Here is a 20264-nt window from a genome sequence, read left to right as displayed (position 1 = left end):
GAGGCATTGGAGCATACGGCCGCGTACAGCGGCAAGCCGCGTCGCAGCGAGATTTCCGCATGATTCGAACGATCCGGATGGTGACCTTGTGGGCGGTGTTCGCCGGGCTCGCGGCCGGCTTTGCCGGCTGCCGCAGGACGCCCGACGAAGTGCGCGTCCGCGAGGCGCTCGCGGCCGCATCGCAGGCCGCCGAGGCGGGCGACGCCTCGGCCATGGCCGCCTCGCTGAGCGAGGATTTCGACGGCAACGACGGCGCCATGCAGCGCCGCGACCTGACCAACCTGCTGCGGATGATCCGGCTGCGCGGCGAGCGCGTCGGGGTGGCGCTCGGGCCGGTCGATGCCGAGCGGCGCGGCGAGCGGATCGTCGCCAGCTTCACCGCGACGCTCAGCAGCGGCGGGAAGCTGCTGCCGGCGCAGCTCGGCGTCTATCGCATCGAGACGGCCTGGCGGCGCGAGGGCGGCGACTGGGTGTGCTACTCGGCGCATTGGACGCGGCCGCTCTGAGCCGCGTTCCCGCCTGCGGGACTGGCAATGCGCTGCGTTCTCCAAACAGCCTGGCAGCGATCGCACGTCGCGCGTAGGCCGTTCGCATGCAAGGCGGATGGGAACGAAGGCGAGGGACAGGTCGTCTGGCGACGGCACGTATTCCCTCGACAAGGACTTGGCGCGGCCGGTGCGCCGCCGCGCATGCGGTAAAGTCTCCTGCCATGGCACGTGGCGATCGAATCCGTATTCCCGCAAGCCGCCGGCCCATGGCCGGCATGGACGCGCGGCATGTCGCGGGAGACAGGCTTGCCCGGCGCTGAGACGCCGCCGCGCGTCGCCTTCGCGCTGGAGCGGGCCAGCAAGCGCTACCGCGGTGCGACGGCGCTGGACGGGGTCAGCCTCGCGTTCGACGCCGGCAGCGTCACCGCGCTGATCGGCAGCAGCGGTTCGGGCAAGTCCACCGTGCTGCGCCTGCTGCTGGGGCTGGAATGGCCGGACCAGGGCTGCGTCAAGGTCGATGGCCGCGTGCTGGATCGCGGCGACGTGCTGGCATGGCGCCGCCGCGTCGGCTACGTCACCCAGGACGGCGGCCTGTTTCCCCATCTCACGGCCTTCGGCAACCTCGCCCTGTTGCCGCGCCACCTCGGCTGGGCTGCGCCGCGGATACGCCGGCGTGCGGAAGAACTCGCCGCGCTGACCCACCTGCCGCAGGGTGTGCTGGAGCGCTACCCGGCCGAGCTCTCCGGCGGCCAGCGCCAGCGCGTCGCATTGGTGCGCGCCTTGATGATGGACCCCGCCGCGCTGCTGCTGGACGAGCCGCTGGGCGCGCTCGATCCGATCGTCCGCCATGAGCTGCAGGACGAACTCAAGGCGATCTTCGGCCAGCTCGGGAAGACCGTGATCGTGGTGACGCACGACCTGGCCGAGGCGGCCTGGTTCGCCGAACGGCTGGTGCTGATGCGCGAGGGAGCCGTGGTGCAGGAGGGGCGCTTCGAGGACCTGTGCGACCGGCCGGCCTCCGCCTTCGTCACCCGTTTCGTGGAGACCCAGCGGCGGTTGCCGGAGCGCCGGCCGTGACGCGCGCGCCCGCAGCGTGGCTCGCCGCATGCGTGCTGCTCCTGCTGCCGGCGCTGGCCTGGGCGCAGGCGGAGCCGGTGCGGGTCGGTTCCAAGCAGTTCACCGAGTCGGTGATCCTCGGCGAGATCGCGCGCGAGTCGGCGCACGAGGCCGGCGCGGAGGCGGTGCACCGGCGCGAGCTGGGCGGTACCAGCATCCTGTGGAGCGCGCTGCGGCACGGCGACATCGACGCCTACCCCGAGTACACCGGAACGCTCACCCACGAACTGCTGAAGGACGTCGCGCCGGACGCGGACATCGCCACGCTGCGCGAGCGGCTGCGGCCGCTGGGCATCGGCATCACCGGATCGCTCGGCTTCGACAACAGCTATGCGATCGGCATGCGTGCCGACCGCGCCGTGCAGCTCGGCATCCGCCGCATCTCCGACCTGCGGGCGCATCCCGGCCTGCGCCTGGGCCTCTCCAACGAGTTCATGGACCGCGGCGACGGCTGGCCGGGCCTGCGCCGGCACTACGGATTGCCGCAGGCGCAGGTGAGCGGGTTGGACCACACGCTGTCGTACCGCGCGGTCGCCAGCGGCGCCGTCGATGCCATCGACCTGTACGGCACCGATGCGGAAATCCCCTATTACCGGCTGCGCACGCTGGCCGACGACATGCACTATTTCCCGCGCTACGAGGCGGTCTACCTGTACCGGCTGGCGCTGGAGCGCAGCGCGCCGCGGTTCGTGGAGGCGTTGCGCGGGCTCGCCGGCCGCATCGGCGAGGACGCCATGCGCGGGATGAACGCCCGGGTGAAGCTTGAGGGTGCCAGCGAAAGCGCGGTGGCGGCGGATTTCCTCGGCGTGCGCGCGCAGGCGGACGCTGCCGGCTTCTGGCTGCGCCTGCTCCGGCGCAGCGTGGAGCACATAAAGCTGGTGGCGCTCTCGCTGGCCCTGGCGGTGTTGCTGGCGGTTCCGCTCGGCATCCTGGCGGCGCGGGTGAAGCGGCTCGGCCAATGGGTGCTCGGGCTCGTCGGCGTCCTGCAGACGGTGCCGTCGCTGGCGATGTTCGTGTTCATGATCCCGTTGTTCGGCATCGGCGCCTGGCCGGCGGGAGCGGCGCTGTTCTTCTACAGCCTGCTGCCGATCGTGCGCAACACGCATGCCGGCCTCGCAGGCATCGCGCCCGAACTGCGCGAATCGGCCGCCGCGCTGGGCCTGCCGCCGGGCGTGCGGCTGCGCGACGTGGAACTGCCGATGGCGACGCGGTCGATCCTGGCCGGGATCAAGACCGCCGCGGTGATCAACGTCGGCACCGCCACCCTGGCGGCGCTGATCGGCGCCGGCGGCTACGGCCAGCCGATCCTCACCGGCATCCGCCTGGACGACATCGGCCTGATCCTGGAGGGCGCCGTGCCTGCCGCACTGCTGGCGTTGCTGGTGCAGGGGCTGTTCGAACTGGTCGAGCGCCGGCTTACGCCGCGCGGGTTGCGCATCGAGGCGCGGCAGTGACGTCGCCGGATACGGTCGCTGGCATTTGCCGATTGACGACGTCGGCAGGGCCAAGGCCACCCGGACGCGCGAGGCGATCCATGGCGATGAAGTGCCGGCTACGCCCGCATCGGAGGGCGTGAGGCCGCGCGACGAAGTTGCCCGGTGACGATGGCGCAGGGCTGGGCGCCTTGGTCTGCCGCAGCGGCGGTACGGTTCCCATCATGGTTCGGCGGCATCGCCGGCCAGCGGTGCGATCAGCAAAGCGCCGATGCGGGCATCGTTCAAGGGGCCGTCGATGCCGCCCGCGCCGCCGGTGTAGTGGGCGTTCTGCTGCAGGTAGCTCATGTTGAAGCCGTCCTCGAGTCGGAAGCGGCAGGTGGCGCCGGCGGTGGCGGTGAAGCGGCTCCAGGTCGAGCGCTGCATGCCGGTGCTGTGCGGCATCATGACCGGCAGGCGCTGTTCGCCGCTGCCGTCGCAATGGATCGCCAGCCGTTTCACCGCGGCGGTGACGCCGGTGTTGATCGGGCCGTGGCGGTTGGCGTAGTCCAGCGCGACGCGGTAGCTGCCGGTTCGCGGCGCCGTCCACGTGCGCGGCCAGCCGCCGTCGAGGCGGGCTTCGTCGCCCGCGCAGGTGTCCGGGCTGTGCAGCGATTCGATGCCTTGCGCATCCACGCGCACCGCGTTGACGCAGATTCGTCCGGGCTGGCGGGCGAGCCTGGCGGTGCCGTCGATGGCGCCGTGGCGATGGCCGTCGATGTACAGCACGGCCTGGCCGTGGACCCGCACGCGCCAGCCGTCGCCATCGGCGGTGATGCTGGGAGCGGCGGGCGCGGCCGGCGCCAGCAGCGGCGCATCGAGGCGCAGTGGCGTCTCCCTGGCATGCACGACCTTAAGCGTCACCACGCTGCGGTCGCCCTGCGTCTCGATGCGGTCGGCGACGAGCAGGTTGCCGGAGGGATGGCCGCGGTCGAACGAGGCCGGCAGGCGCAGGGTGATCCGGCGTCCGGGAAGTTCCAGCGCGATCGTGTCGCGCCCGCCGAACAGCATCGGCACCAGCGATGCGGGCAGCTTCGGTGCGATGCGTCCGTCCGCGTCCAGGCCGAACACGCCTTCGACGACCATCGACAGGTAGGCCGCTACCGACCACAACTGCCGCGGCGAATTCACCACCGGCCCGCTGAGCGGACCTTCGTCCACGTGCTGGCCCTGGGTCAGCAACTCGTAGTTCTCCATGTTGGAGCCGTACAGCGCCGCGCCGCGCACGATCGAACGCAGCTCGTGCGCGATCCGCGCGGGATCATCGATGGTGCGGGCTGCGCGCAGCGCATAGGCGCTGACGAAGGGCCAGATCGCGCGGTTGTGGTAGACCGGCTGGTCGGCGCGCTCGGGCCAGATCACCGGGCTGCCGGCCGGCCACGCGGGATAGTTCGCCAGCGCCCGGGCCGCCCGTTCGCCGTCGGCCACGCCGCTGTCGATCGCCAGCGCGATGCCGAGCAGGTCGTAGGTGTCGTACGGCGTGCCGTCGCCGCCGAGGTAGCTCATGTAGAGGCCGCGGTCGGCACGCCAGAAGCGCGCGTTGATCGCCGCCTTCAGCGCGGCGGCCTGGGCGCGGTAGCCGGCGGCGACCCGGTCGTCGCGGCGCGTCGCGGCCATCGACGCGGCAAGCTGCAGCGCCTGGTAGTGCAGCACGTTGGTGGACAGCGCGAACGATTGCCCGATCGCCACCACATCGTCCGCCGTCCACGCCGGATAGGTCTGTTCGCGCCAGTCGAGGAACGAGGTTTCGCCCCGGTAGAGGCCCAGCTCGGCGTCGAACGCATACTGCCGGTCCTGCGCCAGCGTCGCGCGCAGCGCCCGGTAGGCGTCGGCGGCGAAGGCCGGATCGTCGAGCAGGTGCCGTGCGCCGAGGAACCACATCACGCGGTCGGTGCTGACCGGCCAACTGCCGCCGGAGCCGGTGTCCTGCATGACGTACAGGCCCTGCGGCGCGGACGGCTCGCGCACGGCGGAAAGCTTGAAGCGCAGCCCGTTGCGCGCGCGATCCGGGTCGAAGCGCCACAGCCCGAGATCGACCGCGTAGGCGAGATCGCGCGTCCATACGTACGGCCACTTCAATCCGGTCTCGAAGCAGTGGCAGGGAATCGGCTTGCCGTGGTCGAACGCGCCGTCGCGGATCGCTTCGACCGAATCCTGGCGCAGGTCGTCCAGCGCCATCGCGAACAGGCCGTCGAACAGCACGCTGGCGGTGTCCACCTTCGACGGCTGAGCGGCAATCGTGCGCTGCCCGTAGGGCCAGGCCAGGACGTAGTCCTGCGCATCGCGGTGCATGTTCACGTGCACGCCGTGCCAGTCCAGGCCGTCCTGCCATGCCGACGCCGCCGCGCCCGCGGCCATGGCGGCGGCGAGCAGCATACTCAGCATGCGTGCGCTGCGTGGGTGGGAGTGCGCTTCATCGGCCTGGCTCTCCTTGGGTGGTGGTCCGGCGGTGCGCCGTGCCGGGGTGGTGCAGCAGATACCCCGGCGCGGCCTTGCACAGCCGGTGGCGTCGCACCGCCGCCACGGCCAGCCCGGGCGCCGGCTTTCATGCGCGCATGCGCACGGCTTAAGCGGCAAGGCACGAGGTGGCGCTTTCCCCGGCTCGGCATGCGCGGCACCCGTTCAACGCAGTTCGATCACCGCCAGCCCCTGCGGCGGGATATCCAGTTCGAGCTTGCCGTCGCGCACGTCCAGGTGCTCGGGGGCTGCCGGCTGGGCGGCCTTGCGCAGTTGCGCGATCTGTTCGCGGCTGGGGAAGTCGGGCCGGCCCATCCGGTCGAACGCGGCGACGGCGTTGCCGTGGGTGGCGTCCAGCCGCCAGACGGTGGCGCGGGCGGCGGCGGGCAGGTGGCGCACGGCGATGGCGAAATGCTTCGCCGCGCCGGCGGGCTGGCCGGGCGTGTAGCTGGCGGTGTTGCCCGCTTCCGGCGCGTAGTTCCACAGCGCGAGCACCAGGGTGCCGTCGCCGCGCCGGGTGACCAGGGCTGCATCCGAATCGACGGCGAGCCGCTCCTCGCCCAGCCGGTGCAGCATGGCGAACGCGTTGAACGCCGGCTTGGCGATGCGGTTGGCGGCGATCAGGCCGAAGCCGCCGTAGAACGGATTGCGCACCACGCCCTGTTCCTCGAACACATCCGAGAACGACCAGTAGCTCATCAGGTCGACCTTGCCGGCGCACTCGCGGATGGTGTTGGCCATCCACGGGCCCATGTAGACGGTGTCGGTGACGTTGGGCAGGTTGGCGTAGCTGGCGTTGTATTCGCTGAAGACCAGCGGCATGCGCGGGTAGGGCGAGGCGGCGATCTCCCTGTGCACCTTGTCCACCGCGCGGCAGACCATGTCGGCGCGCGGGATGGCCTCGCGGGTGTGGAACACGTTGTCGGCGGTGTCGTCGCCGTAGACGTGGGTGCTGACGAAATCGACCGGGACCTTGTCCTTGTGCACGTGCGCGAGGAAATCCGGGATCCAGGCGGCCTGCGCGGTGGCCGGGCCGCCCACGCGCAGGCGCGGGCTCACCGCCTTGAGCGCGCGGGCGGTGTGGTCGTACAGGGTGAAGTAGGCCGACTGCGCCGGCGAGCCGGTCCAGAAGCCGATGTTCGGCTCGTTCCACACCTCGAAATACCAACTGGCGACCTCGTCGATGCCGTAGCGCCCGACCAGGTGCCTGGCGAAGGCGGCGATCATCGCGTCCCACTCGGCATAGTCCCTGGGCGGAGCCACGTTGGGGTGGTACCAGAAGGCATGGATGGCCTTCGGATCCGAGGTCAGCTCCTCCGGCATGAAGCCCAGCTCGACGAACGGCTTGACGCCGCGTTCGAGCAGGCCGTCGTAGATCTGGTCCACGTAGGAGAAGTTGTAGGCGATGCGGCCGTCGGGCTCGCGCCGCACCAGGCCGACGTCGCGGTCGAAGATGCCGTGAAAGCGGACGTAGCCGAAGCCGGTGGCCTCGCGCACCGCGACGAGGTCCTTGCGGTAGTCGTCGCGCAGCGCGAGCGAGGCGCGGCCGGAGCCGAACATCCGTTCCCAGAAGTGTGGAAAGGCGGTGGCCCTGGCGGAGGCGTCGACGCGCAGCATGGTCGTGGCGGGCGGCGCGGCCTGGACGCATCCGGCGGCCAGCAGGGCGCCCGCGCAAGTGGCCAGGGCCAGGTTTCGAAGCGACGTGAGAACGGTCATGGCACATCCTGTTCGACGCGTGGGTGGCGTGGCAGCGGTCATGCAGGAGCCGCCGGCCATTGGAATGTAAACGTTTACATTGCGGCGCAGTTTGCTACACGGCACAGCGCCGCGTCCAGCCATGGGAATCAATAACGGGTGCCGGTGGCGGCTTCGGCCGCGACCCGTCGGCCGCGGTGTCGCAAGCCGGAGCGTCGCGGTTGAAGTCGCATCCCACATGGATGCATGGGTCTTTTGTTGCGGCCTGTCGAGCGTGATCTTCATGGCGTGCGCGGCGACGACCCGCACTGGGGAGCCTCGCGAACCCGCTGGCCCAGCCTTCGCCGCCGCGGCGCTCTGTACGCCCGCCTGCAGGGAAACTCGAACAACCCCTCGACGCGCGTCATTCCGGTGTAAGCCGGAATCCAGGGCTTTTGCCCTTCAGTCATGCACCGTCGCCGGATCCCCGGGTTTCGCCGGGATGACGAGTAAGGGAGGAGTTATTCGAGGTTCTCCGTAGCGCCATGCCGGGATGGCCGCCGCGCGGCATGCAGAAAAACGCCGCCCGGAGGCGGCGCTTTCGTGGACGCTGACAACTGCGGAATCAGGCGGCCTTCTTGCTTGCCAACTGGCGCAGCACGTATTGAAGGATGCCGCCGTGGCGGAAGAACTCGCGTTCCTTCGGAGTGAGCAGCATCACGTGCACGCTGAACTCCTTCCTGCTGCCGTCGGCGGCGGTGGCGATCACCTTGGCTTCCTTCGATTCGCCGCCCTCGAGGCCGACGATGTCGAACGACTCCTTGCCGGTCAGGCCCAGCGACTGCGCGTTCTCGCCTGCCTTGAACTGGCAGGGCAGCACGCCCATGCCCACCAGGTTGGAGCGGTGGATGCGCTCGAAGCTCTCGGCGATCACCGCCTTCACGCCCAGCAGCAGGGTGCCCTTGGCGGCCCAGTCGCGCGACGAGCCGGTGCCGTATTCCTTGCCGGCCAGCACCACCAGCGGGGTGTTCTCAGCCTTGTACTTCATCGCGGCGTCGTAGATCGCCATCTGCTCGCCCGACGGCACGTGCAGGGTGTAGCCGCCCTCGACGTTGTCCAGCATCAGGTTCCTGATGCGGATGTTGGCGAAGGTGCCGCGCACCATCACGTCGTCGTTGCCGCGGCGCGAACCGTAGGAGTTGAAGTCCTTCGGCTCCACGCCCTTGGAGATCAGGAAGCGGCCCGCCGGGCTGTCCTTCTTGATCGAGCCGGCCGGCGAGATGTGGTCGGTGGTGATCGAGTCGCCGAACAGGCCCAGCGCGCGGGCGCCGTGGATGTCTTCCACCGTGCCCAGCGCCATCGTCATGCCCTCGAAGTAGGGCGGGTTCTTGATGTAGGTGGAATCGTCCCAGCGGTACAGCGCACCGTCCGGCGAGGCGATCCGGTTCCAGCGGCTGTCGCCCTTGAACACGTCGGCGTAGTTCTTCTCGAACATGGCCGGGTTGATCGCGCCGGCGATGGTGTCGGAGATTTCCTTGTTGGTGGGCCAGATGTCCTTCAGGTACACCGGCTGGCCGTCGCTGCCGGTGCCCAGAGGCTCGGTGGTGAGGTCGATGTCCAGCGTGCCGGCCAGCGCGTAGGCGACCACCAGCGGCGGCGAGGCCAGGTAGTTCATCTTCACTTCCGGATGCACGCGGCCCTCGAAGTTGCGGTTGCCCGACAGCACCGAGGCCACCGCCAGATCGCCCTCGGCGATGCCCTTGCTGATCTCCGCCGGCAGCGGGCCGGAGTTGCCGATGCAGGTGGTGCAGCCGTAGCCGACGATGTAGAAGCCGACCTTCTCCAGCTCCTTCAGCAGGCCGGTCTTCTCCAGGTAGTCGGTGACCACCAGCGAGCCCGGGCCGATCGAGGTCTTCACCCACGGCTGCGCCTTCAGGCCCTTCGCCGCGGCCTTCTTCGCCAGCAGGCCGGCGCCGAGCATCACCGCAGGGTTGGAAGTGTTGGTGCAGGAGGTGATCGCGGCGATCACCACGCTGCCGTCGCCGAGCTTGAAGCTCTGGCCGTCCTTCTCAACGCGCACGCCGCCGTTGGTGAGCGCGTTGGCCGGATTGCCGATGGCCGCCGAGCCGCCTTCGCTGATGAAGTTGGAGGTGTCGCTGTCGCGCGGACGGCGGTTCGCGGTGAGCGGGCCGATCACGTCGCGGAAGTTCTGCTTGACGCCTTCGAGCAGCACGCGGTCCTGCGGGCGCTTGGGGCCGGCCATCGAGGGCCGCACGTCGGCCAGGTCAAGCTCCAGCGTGGTGGTGAACTCGGCGTGCGGGGTGTTCTCGTCGTGCCACAGGCCCTGCGCCTTGGCATAGGCCTCGACCAGCGCGATCTGCTCCCCGCTGCGGCCGGACAGGCGCAGGTAGTTCAGCGCCTCCTGGTCGACCGGGAAGATGCCGCAGGTGGCGCCGTACTCCGGCGCCATGTTGCCGATGGTGGCGCGGTCGGCCAGCGGCAGGTGCTTCAGGCCGTCGCCGAAGAACTCCACGAACTTGCCCACCACGCCGAGCTTGCGCAGCATCTGGGTGACGGTGAGCACCAGGTCGGTGGCGGTGACGCCTTCGGACAGCTTGCCGGTGAGCTTGAAGCCCACCACCTGCGGGATCAGCATCGACGAGGGCTGGCCCAGCATCGCCGCCTCCGCCTCGATGCCGCCCACGCCCCAGCCCAGCACGCCCACGCCGTTGATCATGGTGGTGTGCGAGTCGGTGCCGAACACGGTGTCCGGGTAGGCCCAGCTTTCGCCGTCGACCTCGCCGGTGAACACCACGCGGGCCAGGTGCTCCAGGTTCACCTGGTGCACGATGCCGGTGCGCGGCGGCACCACCTTGAAGTTGTCGAACGCCTTCTGGCCCCAGCGCAGGAAGGCGTAGCGCTCCTGGTTGCGCTGGAACTCGATCTCCACGTTCTTTTCCAGCGCGGACTCGGAGCCGTACACGTCGACCTGCACCGAGTGGTCGATCACCAGCTCGGCCGGCGCCAGCGGGTTGATCTGGGTGGCGTCGCCGCCCAGCTTCACCACCGCGTCGCGCATCGCGGCCAGGTCGACCACGCAGGGCACGCCGGTGAAGTCCTGCAGCACCACGCGCGCCGGCATGAAGGAGATCTCGGTGTCCGGTTCCTTCTTCGCGTCCCAGTTGGCCACCGCCTCGATTTCCTTCGCGGTGACGTTGACGCCGTCCTCGTGCCGCAGCAGGTTCTCCAGCAGGATCTTCATCGAATAGGGCAGGCGCTTGAGGTCGAAGCGCTGGCCGAGCTTGGCGAGGCTGGCGATCTGGTACGAGCTGCCGTTGACCTTGAGGGTGTCGCGGGTGGCGAATGAATCCAGCATGGGAATGGCTCCGTTTGCGAAGGGCTGCGGACGTGGCGCAACTGGCAAGTCTAGGACGGCGGGTGTTAGCGAAATTGCAAGGCGTCCATCGACCGGCGATGCCGACGAGTTTGGGGCAAACGGCGGGATGTGCAAGCGATTCGCGGGACGCGCCATTGCATGATTTCGAACGCTGCCGGAAACATCGCTTCGCGTTGCGGCGATTGCGGCGCGGCTGGCAAAATAAGCGGCTGGAATGCCGTCACGCAACGGCATGAGGGCAGGGGATTCCCGTCCCCGCCACCCCAAGGCAGATGCCCGGCCGGACCTCTCTGCGCATGCTTTCCGCGTGCCGCATGGAAGGCCGGCCGCGCCGTCGCACCGCTCAATCATCGGACGAGACCACATGCTCAACGCCTATCGCCAACACCTCGCCGAGCGCGCCGCGCTGGGCATTCCCGCGCTGCCGCTGTCGGCCCAGCAGACCGCCGACCTGATCGAGCTGCTGAAGAACCCGCCGGCCGGCGAGGAAGCGTTCCTGGTGGAACTGCTCGCCGAGCGCGTGCCGGCCGGCGTGGACGATGCGGCCAAGGTCAAGGCGTCCTACCTGGCCGCGCTGGCGTTCGGCACCGAGCGGTGCGCCCTGATCGGCCGCGAGAAGGCCACCGAGCTGCTGGGCACCATGCTGGGCGGCTACAACGTGCATCCGCTGGTCGAGCTGCTCGACGACGCCACGCTGGGCGGCATCGCCGCCGAGGCGCTGAAGAAGACCCTGCTGGTGTTCGACGCCTTCCACGACGTCAAGGACAAGGCCGACAAGGGCAACGCCAACGCCAAGGCCGTGCTGCAGAGCTGGGCCGAGGCCGAATGGTTCACCGGCCGCCCGGAAGTGCCCGAGACCCTGACCGTCACCGTATTCAAGGTGCCGGGCGAGACCAACACCGACGACCTGTCGCCGGCGCCCGACGCCACCACCCGCCCGGACATCCCGCTGCACGCACTGGCGATGCTGAAGAACAAGCGCGAGGGCGCGCCGTTCCAGCCGGAGGAAGACGGCAAGCGCGGCCCGATCCAGCAGATCCTCGACCTGAAGAAGGCCGGCCACCCGGTCGCCTACGTGGGCGACGTGGTCGGCACCGGCTCCAGCCGCAAGTCGGCCACCAACTCGGTGCTGTGGTGGACCGGCGAGGACATCCCGTTCATCCCGAACAAGCGTTTCGGCGGCGTGTGCCTGGGCGGCAAGATCGCCCCGATCTTCTACAACACCATGGAAGACGCCGGCGCGCTGCCGATCGAGCTGGACGTGTCGCAGATGGAGATGGGCGACGTGATCGAGCTGCGCCCGTACGAAGGCAAGGCGCTGAAGAACGGCCAGGTGATCGCCGAGTTCCAGGTGAAGTCCGAGGTGCTGTTCGACGAAGTGCGCGCCGGCGGCCGCATCCCGCTGATCATCGGCCGCGGCCTCACCGCCAAGGCGCGCGAGGCGCTGGGCCTGGCCCCGTCCGCCCTGTTCCGCCTGCCGCAGAACCCGGCCGACACCGGCAAGGGCTTCACCCTGGCGCAGAAGATGGTCGGCCGCGCCTGCGGCCTGCCGGAAGGCCAGGGCGTGCGCCCGGGCACCTACTGCGAGCCGAAGATGACCTCGGTCGGCTCGCAGGACACCACCGGCCCGATGACCCGCGACGAGCTGAAGGACCTGGCCTGCCTGGGCTTCTCGGCCGACCTGGTGATGCAGTCGTTCTGCCACACCGCCGCCTACCCGAAGCCGGTGGACGTGAAGACCCATCACGAGCTGCCCGCCTTCATCTCCACCCGCGGCGGCATCAGCCTGCGTCCGGGCGACGGCGTGATCCATTCCTGGCTCAACCGCATGCTGCTGCCCGATACCGTGGGCACCGGCGGCGACAGCCACACGCGCTTCCCGATCGGCATTTCGTTCCCGGCCGGCTCCGGCCTGGTGGCGTTCGCCGCGGCCACCGGCGTAATGCCGCTGGACATGCCCGAATCCGTGCTGGTGCGCTTCAAGGGCGAGCTGCAGCCGGGCGTGACGCTGCGCGACCTGGTCAACGCGATCCCGCTGTACGCGATCAGGCAGGGGCTGCTGACGGTCGCCAAGCAGGGCAAGAAGAACGTCTTCTCCGGCCGCATCCTGGAGATCGAGGGCCTGCCGCACCTGAAGGTGGAGCAGGCGTTCGAGCTGTCCGACGCCTCGGCCGAGCGCTCCGCCGCCGGCTGCACGGTGCATCTGGACAAGGCGCCGATCATCGAATACATCACCAGCAACATCACCCTGCTCAAGTACATGATCGCGCAGGGCTACCAGGACGCCCGCAGCCTGCAGCGCCGGATCAAGGCGATGGAGGCGTGGCTGGCCGATCCGCAGTTGATGGAGCGCGACGCCGACGCCGAGTACGCCGCGGTGATCGAGATCGACCTGGCCGACGTGCACGAGCCCATCGTGGCCTGCCCGAACGACCCGGACGACGTGAAGACCCTCTCCGACGTGGCCGGCGCCACCATCGACGAGGTGTTCATCGGTTCGTGCATGACCAACATCGGCCATTTCCGGGCGGCGTCGAAGCTGCTGGAAGGCAAGCGCGACATCCCGACCAAGCTGTGGGTGGCCCCGCCGACCAAGATGGACCAGAAGCAGCTCACCGAGGAAGGCCACTACGGCGTGCTCGGCACCGCCGGCGCGCGCATGGAGATGCCCGGCTGCTCGCTGTGCATGGGCAACCAGGCGCAGGTGCGCGAGGGCGCCACGGTGTTCTCCACCTCCACCCGCAACTTCCCCAACCGCCTGGGCAAGAACTCCAACGTGTACCTGGGTTCGGCCGAGCTGGCGGCGATCTGCTCGCGGCTGGGCCGCATCCCGACCAAGGCCGAGTACATGGCCGACATCGGGGTGATCAACGCCAACGGCGAGAAGATCTACCAGTACATGAACTTCGACCAGATCGAGGACTTCAGGCAGGTCGCCGACACCGTCGAGGCCTGAGCTTTCCGGCGGGTTCCCAGGCGAAGCCCGGCCTTGCGCCGGGCTTTGTCGTTTATCCTTGCCGGGACGCTCCGCACCGGGGCGGGCGACGAGGCGACAGGCCGCACGGATGATTTCCACCCTTCTATCAGTCGTTTCGCTGCGCGACCTGACCCTGGTGCAGGCGGTCTGCCGGCACGGCAGCTTCAACAGCGCGGCGCGGGCGATGCACATCAGCCCGTCGGGCCTGTCGCACCAGGTGCAGAAGGTGGAGCAGGCGCTGGGTTCGCCGCTGTTCGAGCGCGGCGGCCGGCGCATCGTGCCCACCGCCGGGGGGCGGCGCCTGCTGCTGCAGATCGACGCGGTGCTGGCCGCCGCCGAGCACCTGCAGCAGGCGGCGCGCGCCGGCGCGGTGGCGTTCGGGGGCGAGCTGCGCCTGGGCGTGCCGGTCTCGCTGGGGCCCTACCTGCTGCCGCACCTGGTCGATCCGTTTCCGCAGCATTTCCCGGGCGCGCGCCTGAGCCTGTCCGAGGGCAAGCCGCGCGGCCTGCTGCGGCGCCTGCACGAGGGCGAGCTGGACGCGGTGCTGGCGCCGCCGTCGCGGCCGGCCAGCGGCATCGCGATGCGGCCGCTGTTCTTCGAGCCGTGGGAGCTGATGCTGCGCGCGGACCATCCGCTGGCCGGCCGGCGCGCCGTGGCGCTGGACCAGCTCGACCCCGGCGAGGCGATCCTGATGGCCGAGAGCCACGCCGACGGCCTGGACGGCCACGGCGGCCACGTGCAGGACGTCAGCCTGGAAAGCCTGGCCGCGCTGCTGGGCCTGCGCGGCGGCTACGCGCTGGTGCCGGCGCTGGCGCGCGAACGGCTGGCCTCGATGCCGGGGATGGTGCTGGTGAAGATCCGCGGCGAGGCGCCGGGGCGCGAGATCGCCCTGTACTGGCGCGAGGCCACGCCCTGGCACGACGACCTGCAGGCGCTGGCCGAACTGCTGCGCAAGCTGGCCCGGCAGCGGCCGGGCCTGCGGGTGGCCTGACCGCCTCGGCCTGTCCCTCCCTGGCCGAGGTTGCTCCACAGGCGGCGGACGCGGCCGAAATCGCGCGCTTTTGCATGCCGGACTTGCGATATGGCCGTGTTCCGGCAGCGGCGATCCTGGCCGTCCTGCCGGGGTCTGGGCTTGCCGCTTTCCGTATCCGTTCCCGCCCTTCGGCTCAGGTGGCAGCGGCTTCGCGTGCCGCCTGCCGTGCCAGCGCAACGAACCGGCGCACCAGTTGGGAGCGCTCGTCGCGCCGGTAGGCCAGGGCGAGCAGCGCACTCGGGGCATCGCCGGCCAGCGGCAGGTAGGCCACGCCGGCGCCGCCGATCCGGCTTACCGAGGCGGGGACGATGGAGACCCCGAAGCCGGCCTCGACCATCGGCACGATCGAAGGGATCTGCGGCGCGGCCAGGCCGAGCCGGGGGCTGAAGCCGGCACGGTGGCAGGCGCCGGCGATCGTGTCGTAGAGGCCAGGCCCGATGTCGCGGGGAAACAGGATGAAGGTTTCGCCGGCCAGCGCCGCCAGCGGGATCGCCGCGCCGCCGGAGGCCAGCGGGTGCCGGCGCGGCAGCACCGCCAGCATGCTTTCCACCACCAGTGTCTCGACGGCCAGCGCCTCGTCGGCCTCCGCCGAGGGCCGGATGAAGGCCACGTCGATGCTGCCGGCGTGCAGCCCCCGGGTCAGCGCCGGCGTATTGCTCTGTTCGGGCAGCAGTTCCACGTCTGGGTGGCGCTGGCGGTAGTCCTGGATCAAGGCCGGCACGCGCGGCTGGAAATAGGTGGCGCCGGCAAAACCCACGCGCAGGCGGCCGGCCTCGCCACGCGCCAGTTGCGCCACCTCGGCCTTGGCCTGCTCCAGTTGCGTGATGACCGGGCCGGCCCGCTCCAGCAATCGCCGGCCGGCCTCGGTCAGCTCGACGCCGCGCGACAGGCGGTGGAACAGGCGCGCGCCCAGCTCGCGTTCGAGCTGGCGGATCTGCATGCTCAGCGGAGGCTGGCCGATGCCCAGGCGCGCGGCGGCGCGGGTGAAATGCCGCTCCTCGGCCACGGCGATGAAATAGCGCAGGTGGCGCAGCTCCATGTCGCAGCGCCCGTTATTCGTTGAAAGATATGAAAATCATCATCGCCATATATTAGACAGCATGATCGAGGCCGGGCACAGTGGATGCATCCACCCACCGGAGAGTCGCCATGCCCAGGACCACGCTTGCCGACCAATTGGCAGAAACCCTCGTCCAGGCCGGCGTCGAACGCATCTGGGGCATCACCGGCGACAGCCTCAACGGCCTCAACGACAGCCTGCGGCGGCTGAAGCGGATCGCCTGGATGCCGGTGCGGCACGAGGAGGTCGCGGCCTTCGCCGCGGGCGCGGAAGCCGCGCTCACCGGCAAGCTGGCGGTCTGTGCGGGCAGTTGCGGGCCGGGCAATCTGCACCTCATCAACGGCCTGTTCGACTGCCACCGCAACCACGTGCCGGTGCTGGCGATCGCGGCGCACATCCCGTCCTCCGAGATCGGCCTGGCGTATTTCCAGGAAACGCATCCGCAGGAGCTGTTCAAGGAATGCAGCCACTACGTGGAGCTGGTGACCAACCCGGCGCAGATGCCGCAGGTGCTGCACCGAGCGATGCGCGCGGCGATCCTGCAGCGCGGCGTGGCGGTGGTGGTGATCCCGGGCGACGTGGCCCTGCAGGAAGCGGTGGCGCCCACCGGCACGTGGCCGGCGCTGACGCCGCCGCGGATGCTGCCGAACGACGCCGACCTGGATCGCCTGGCCAGCGTGCTCGACGAGGGCGAGGCGGTGACCATCCTCTGCGGCAGCGGTTGCGCCGGTGCCCACGACGAGGTGATGGCGCTGGCCGACGCACTGGCCGCGCCGGTGGTGCATGCGTTGCGCGGCAAGGAACACATCGAGTGGGACAACCCCTTCAGCGTGGGCATGACCGGCTTCATCGGCTTCAGCTCCGGCTACCACGCGATGCTCAACTGCGACACCCTGCTGATGCTGGGCACCGACTTCCCGTACCGCCACTTCTACCCCGGCAAGGCCAAGGTGGTGCAGGTGGATTGCGATCCGTCGGCGCTGGGCCGCCGCGCGCGGCTGGACCTGGGCGTGGTCGCCGACGTCGGCGAGACCGTGCGCGCCCTGCTGCCCAAGCTGAAGAAGCGCAACGACCGCGGCTTCCTCGACACCGCGCTCAAGCACTATGCCGCCGCGCGCAAGGGGCTGGACGACCTGGCCGTGCCCTCGCCGAAGGGGCGGCCGATCCATCCGCAATACCTGACCCGGCTGGTCAGCGAGCTGGCGGCCGAGGATGCGGTGTTCACCGCCGACGTCGGCACGCCCACGGTGTGGGCCGCGCGCTACCTGCGCATGAACGGCCGGCGCCGGCTGCTCGGCTCGTTCAACCACGGCTCGATGGCCAACGCGATGCCGCAGGCGATCGGGGCGCAGGCCGCGCTGCCGGGGCGGCAGGTGGTTTCGCTGTCCGGCGACGGCGGCTTCGCGATGCTGATGGGCGATTTCATCACGCTGGCCCAGCTCAGGCTGCCGGTGAAGGTGATCGTGTACGACAACGGCTCGCTGGGCTTCGTGGCGATGGAGATGAAGGCCAGCGGCTACCTCGACGTGAACACCGACCTGGACAATCCGGATTTCGCCGCGATGGCCAACGCGATGGGCGTGCTGGGCATCCGCGTCGAAGCCTCGGACGAGCTGGAGCCCGCCCTGCGCCGCGCGTTCGCGCACGACGGTCCGGTGCTGGTGGACGTGGTCACCGCCAAGCAGGAGCTGGTGCTGCCGCCGAAGATCCAGCTCGAGCACGCGCGCGGCTTCAGCCTGTACATGCTCAAGGCGATCATGAACGGCCGCGGCGACGAGGTGGTGGAGCTGGCGCAGACCAACTGGCGACGCTAAGCCGCCGCCGCGGGAGGCACGCTAGCCGTTGTCCAGCGTGGTGCCGGTGAGCAGGCCGCGGGCCAGCATGCCGCACTGGCGGCGGTACAGGATCAACTGCCACTGCCGGCCGCCGACCTGGCGCCACAGCACCGCCGAGCGGACCGCGGCCAGCAGGTTGGCGCGCACGCGCTCCACCACCTGCGGCTGCTGCAATTGCTGCGGATCGCCGCTGACCATCACGCGCGGCTTCAGGGTGGACAGCGTGCCGGCGTACAGCTCGGCCAGCCGCCGGACCACCTGCGGCGAGTCCTGCCCGAAGTGCGCGACCTGGCGCTGCGCCGCGACGATGCCGTCCTGCAGCTTGGCGAGCAGGGCGGGCTGGCGGGCGAGGCTGCGCTCCAGTCGCATCACCGTCACCACCATGCGGGTGACCGCCATGTCGCGGCTGCCGTCGTCCAGTTGGGTGATGAGGGTGCGCAGGCCCAGCCGCACGCCGGCGACGCCGCCGTACACCCCGACCACCGAGGGCGCGTCGATGCGAAAGACGCTGGCGATGCCCGCGGCCATCGCGGCATCGTCGCAGCGTCCTTCGCTGGCCAGTTGCTGGGTCAGCGCGGCGGCCTGGAAAAGGCCGGCCAGCGCCAGCACGCGTTCTTCGTTCATGGCAAAGGTTTCAAGCACGTTCTGGAATTCCCCGATCGCTGGAGAGGCCGCCGAAGGGGGCGTCGGTGGCGGCGATCACCGCACCGCCGAGGCAGGCCTCGCCGTCATAGAAAACCACCGACTGGCCGGGCGTGACGGCGCGCTGCGGTTCGTCGAAATGCACGTCGAGGCCGTCGCCGCGCACGCTCACCGTGCATGCCTGGTCGGCCTGGCGGTAGCGGGTCTTGGCGGTGCAGCGGAACCGTGCCGACGGCGCCGTGCCGGCCACCCAGGTGGGCGTCTCGGTCCGCAGCCGCCGGGAGTAGAGCCAATGGTTCTCGCCGCCCTGCGCCACGTAGAGCACGTTGGCGGGCACGTCCTTGCCCACCACGTACCAGGCTTCGCCGCTGGCGCCGTGGCGCCCGCCGATGCCCAGCCCGTTGCGCTGGCCGAGCGTGTAATACATCGCGCCCTGGTGCTCGCCGACGCGCATGCCCTCGGGCGTGCGCATCTCGCCGGTCCGCGCGGGGATGTACTGGCCGAGGAAGGTGCGGAAATCGCGCTCGCCGATGAAGCAGATGCCGGTGGAGTCCTTCTTGGCGTGCGTGGGCAGTTGCGCCTCGCGCGCCATCTCGCGCACCAGCGTCTTCTCGATCTCGCCGACCGGGAACAGCGTGGCGGCCAACTGCCGCTGGCCCAGCGCGTGCAGGAAATAGGTCTGGTCCTTGGCCGCGTCCACCGCGCGCAGCAGGCGGTATACGCCGTCGCGGCGGTCCACGCGGGCGTAGTGGCCGGTGGCGATCTTCTCCGCGCCCAGCGCGCGCGCCTCGTCCAGGAAGGTCTTGAACTTGATCTCGCGGTTGCACAGCACGTCCGGGTTGGGCGTGCGGCCGGCGCGGTACTCGGCGAGGAAGTGCCCGAACACGCCGTCCCAGTATTCGGCGGCGAAGTTGCGCGCGTGGAACGGGATGCCCAGCCGGCCGCAGACGGCGACGGCGTCCTTGCGGTCGGCGTCGGCGGTGCAGGGGCCGGAGCGGTCGTCCTCTTCCCAGTTCTGCATGAACAGGCCCTCGACCTGGTGGCCGGCCCGCTGCAGCAGCAAGGCGGCGACCGATGAGTCCACGCCGCCGGAAACGCCCAGCATCACCTTCATGGGCGCGGCTCCGCGGGAGCCTCCGCCAGCAGGCTGTCCAGGGCGCCCAGCGGCAGGCGCTGGCCGGCGAGCCAGGCGTCGATGCTTGCCAGCACCATCGGGCTGCGCAGGCGTCCATCCAGGGCGACGATCTCGGCACGGGTCAGCCACAGCGCACGGCGGATGCCGGCGTCGAGCGGGCGCTGCGGATCGTGGCGCAGCGGGCGGGCGGCAAAGCTGAAGCGCAGCACCTCGTCGCCGTGCTCGGTGCTGCGCCACTGGTGCACGCCGACCAGGTGCTGCAGTTCCACGGTCCAGGCGGTTTCCTCCAGCGTCTCGCGCCGCGCCGCGTCCGCCAGGCTTTCGCCCTCGTCCAGATGGCCGGCGGGCTGGTTGTAGACGATGCGCCCGCTGACCTCTTCCTCGACCATCAGGTAGCGCTCGCCGTCGGCCACCACGCAGGCCACGGTGACATGCGGGCGCCAGGTATCGCCTCGGGAAGCGGAGTGGTTCATCGGGGGAAGGGGGACTGGAAAAGCCGTCATTGTGCCACTACCTACCGACCGCATGGCCCTACCGTCCGGCACGGCCCGGGCGGCGGGCGCCGCAGCGTATACTTCGACCCAGGAACGACGGACCGGAAAGGCATGGCTCACGAACCCGAACACGAACAAGGCAACGCCCACGGGTTGGCCGTCGAGACCGCCCGGCCGGAGGTGATGCGGCCGCCGCTGTACCAGGTGGTGCTGCTGAACGACGATTTCACCCCGATGGACTTCGTGGTCGAGGTGCTGCGCGGCTTTTTCGGCATGGACCAGGAAAAGGCCGTGCAGGTGATGCTGCACGTGCATACCCGCGGCAAGGGCGTGTGCGGCGTGTTCACCCGCGAGGTGGCCGAGACCAAGGTCACCCAGGTCAATGAATATTCACGCACCCATCAACACCCTTTGTTGTGCACTATGGAAAAGCTCTGAGCGCCCCCATTTCGTAGCCATCGCGGCAACTGCCGCCCCGCCATTG

Annotated in this window: 14 protein-coding genes; 7 read left to right on the top strand and 7 right to left on the bottom strand. The window is 70.0% G+C overall.

Annotated features, from left to right (window positions below; translation table 11 throughout):
• The first annotated feature begins 59 nt into the window (after positions 1-59).
• The 3 genes from ASG87_RS15840 (at position 60) to ASG87_RS15830 (ending at position 3058) form a co-directional block, all read left to right on the top strand.
• Positions 60-506: a hypothetical protein gene (locus tag ASG87_RS15840; protein WP_056007293.1), complete on the top strand. Its 447-nt coding sequence runs from the start codon at positions 60-62 to the stop codon at positions 504-506.
• Between the two features lie 270 nt (positions 507-776).
• Positions 777-1565, top strand: coding sequence for an ATP-binding cassette domain-containing protein (locus ASG87_RS15835; protein WP_056007420.1), 789 nt, complete (start codon positions 777-779; stop codon positions 1563-1565).
• Complete coding sequence (locus ASG87_RS15830) at positions 1562-3058, top strand: glycine betaine ABC transporter substrate-binding protein (protein WP_056007291.1); 1497 nt, start codon at positions 1562-1564, stop codon at positions 3056-3058. The genes ASG87_RS15835 and ASG87_RS15830 overlap by 4 nt, the downstream gene beginning before the upstream one ends.
• A 201-nt stretch (positions 3059-3259) precedes the next feature.
• On the opposite strand, the gene ASG87_RS15825 is transcribed toward ASG87_RS15830, so the two are convergent.
• From ASG87_RS15825 to acnA, 3 genes are all read right to left on the bottom strand, one after another.
• Positions 3260-5461 carry a hypothetical protein gene (locus ASG87_RS15825; protein ID WP_056007289.1) on the bottom strand — a complete coding sequence of 734 codons (2202 nt, stop codon included), beginning with the start codon at positions 5459-5461 and terminating at the stop codon, positions 3260-3262.
• A 237-nt stretch (positions 5462-5698) separates the two neighbouring features.
• Positions 5699-7249: a glycosyl hydrolase family 39 gene (locus tag ASG87_RS15820; RefSeq protein ID WP_056007286.1), complete on the bottom strand. Its 1551-nt coding sequence runs from the start codon at positions 7247-7249 to the stop codon at positions 5699-5701.
• A gap of 583 nt (positions 7250-7832) precedes the next feature.
• Positions 7833-10583, bottom strand: coding sequence for an aconitate hydratase AcnA (gene acnA / locus ASG87_RS15815; protein ID WP_056007283.1), 2751 nt, complete (start codon positions 10581-10583; stop codon positions 7833-7835).
• Between the two features lie 385 nt (positions 10584-10968).
• Here acnA and acnB point away from each other — a divergent pair, with 385 nt between their 5' ends.
• Together acnB and ASG87_RS15805 are read left to right on the top strand one after the other, a co-directional pair.
• Entirely contained in the window at positions 10969-13560 is a 2592-nt protein-coding gene (gene acnB / locus ASG87_RS15810; RefSeq protein ID WP_056007280.1) for a bifunctional aconitate hydratase 2/2-methylisocitrate dehydratase, read from the top strand.
• Positions 13561-13669: 109 nt separating this feature from the next.
• A complete protein-coding gene (locus ASG87_RS15805) occupies positions 13670-14572 on the top strand; it encodes a LysR family transcriptional regulator (protein ID WP_056007277.1) in 903 nt (300 codons plus the stop codon).
• Between the two features lie 175 nt (positions 14573-14747).
• Here the strand turns inward: ASG87_RS15805 and ASG87_RS15800 are convergent, their stop codons facing one another.
• Positions 14748-15653: a LysR family transcriptional regulator gene (locus tag ASG87_RS15800; protein ID WP_056007274.1), complete on the bottom strand. Its 906-nt coding sequence runs from the start codon at positions 15651-15653 to the stop codon at positions 14748-14750.
• Between the two features lie 110 nt (positions 15654-15763).
• Here ASG87_RS15800 and poxB point away from each other — a divergent pair, with 110 nt between their 5' ends.
• Positions 15764-17488 (top strand): ubiquinone-dependent pyruvate dehydrogenase, encoded by a 1725-nt coding sequence (gene poxB / locus ASG87_RS15795; RefSeq protein WP_056007271.1) that lies wholly within the window; start codon positions 15764-15766, stop codon positions 17486-17488.
• A 21-nt stretch (positions 17489-17509) separates the two neighbouring features.
• On the opposite strand, the gene hflD is transcribed toward poxB, so the two are convergent.
• From hflD to ASG87_RS15780, 3 genes are read right to left on the bottom strand one after another with little or no spacing between them, the layout of a single operon-like run.
• Positions 17510-18133, bottom strand: a complete 624-nt coding sequence (gene hflD / locus ASG87_RS15790; RefSeq protein WP_056007268.1) for a high frequency lysogenization protein HflD — start codon at positions 18131-18133, stop codon at positions 17510-17512.
• Between the two features lie 10 nt (positions 18134-18143).
• Positions 18144-19265, bottom strand: coding sequence for a tRNA 2-thiouridine(34) synthase MnmA (gene mnmA, locus ASG87_RS15785; RefSeq protein WP_056007265.1), 1122 nt, complete (start codon positions 19263-19265; stop codon positions 18144-18146).
• A complete protein-coding gene (locus tag ASG87_RS15780; RefSeq protein WP_056007262.1) occupies positions 19262-19759 on the bottom strand; it encodes an NUDIX hydrolase in 498 nt (165 codons plus the stop codon). Before ASG87_RS15780 ends, mnmA begins: the two co-directional genes overlap by 4 nt.
• 132 nt (positions 19760-19891) lie before the next feature.
• On the opposite strand from ASG87_RS15780, the gene clpS reads away from it, so the two are divergent.
• Entirely contained in the window at positions 19892-20218 is a 327-nt protein-coding gene (gene clpS / locus ASG87_RS15775; RefSeq protein ID WP_056007259.1) for an ATP-dependent Clp protease adapter ClpS, read from the top strand.
• Positions 20219-20264 lie beyond the last annotated feature (46 nt).

This window comes from Frateuria sp. Soil773 (assembly GCF_001428405.1).
In the GTDB taxonomy this organism is placed as follows: domain Bacteria; phylum Pseudomonadota; class Gammaproteobacteria; order Xanthomonadales; family Rhodanobacteraceae; genus LMSL01.
This window is presented reverse-complemented; position numbering and strand designations above follow the sequence as displayed.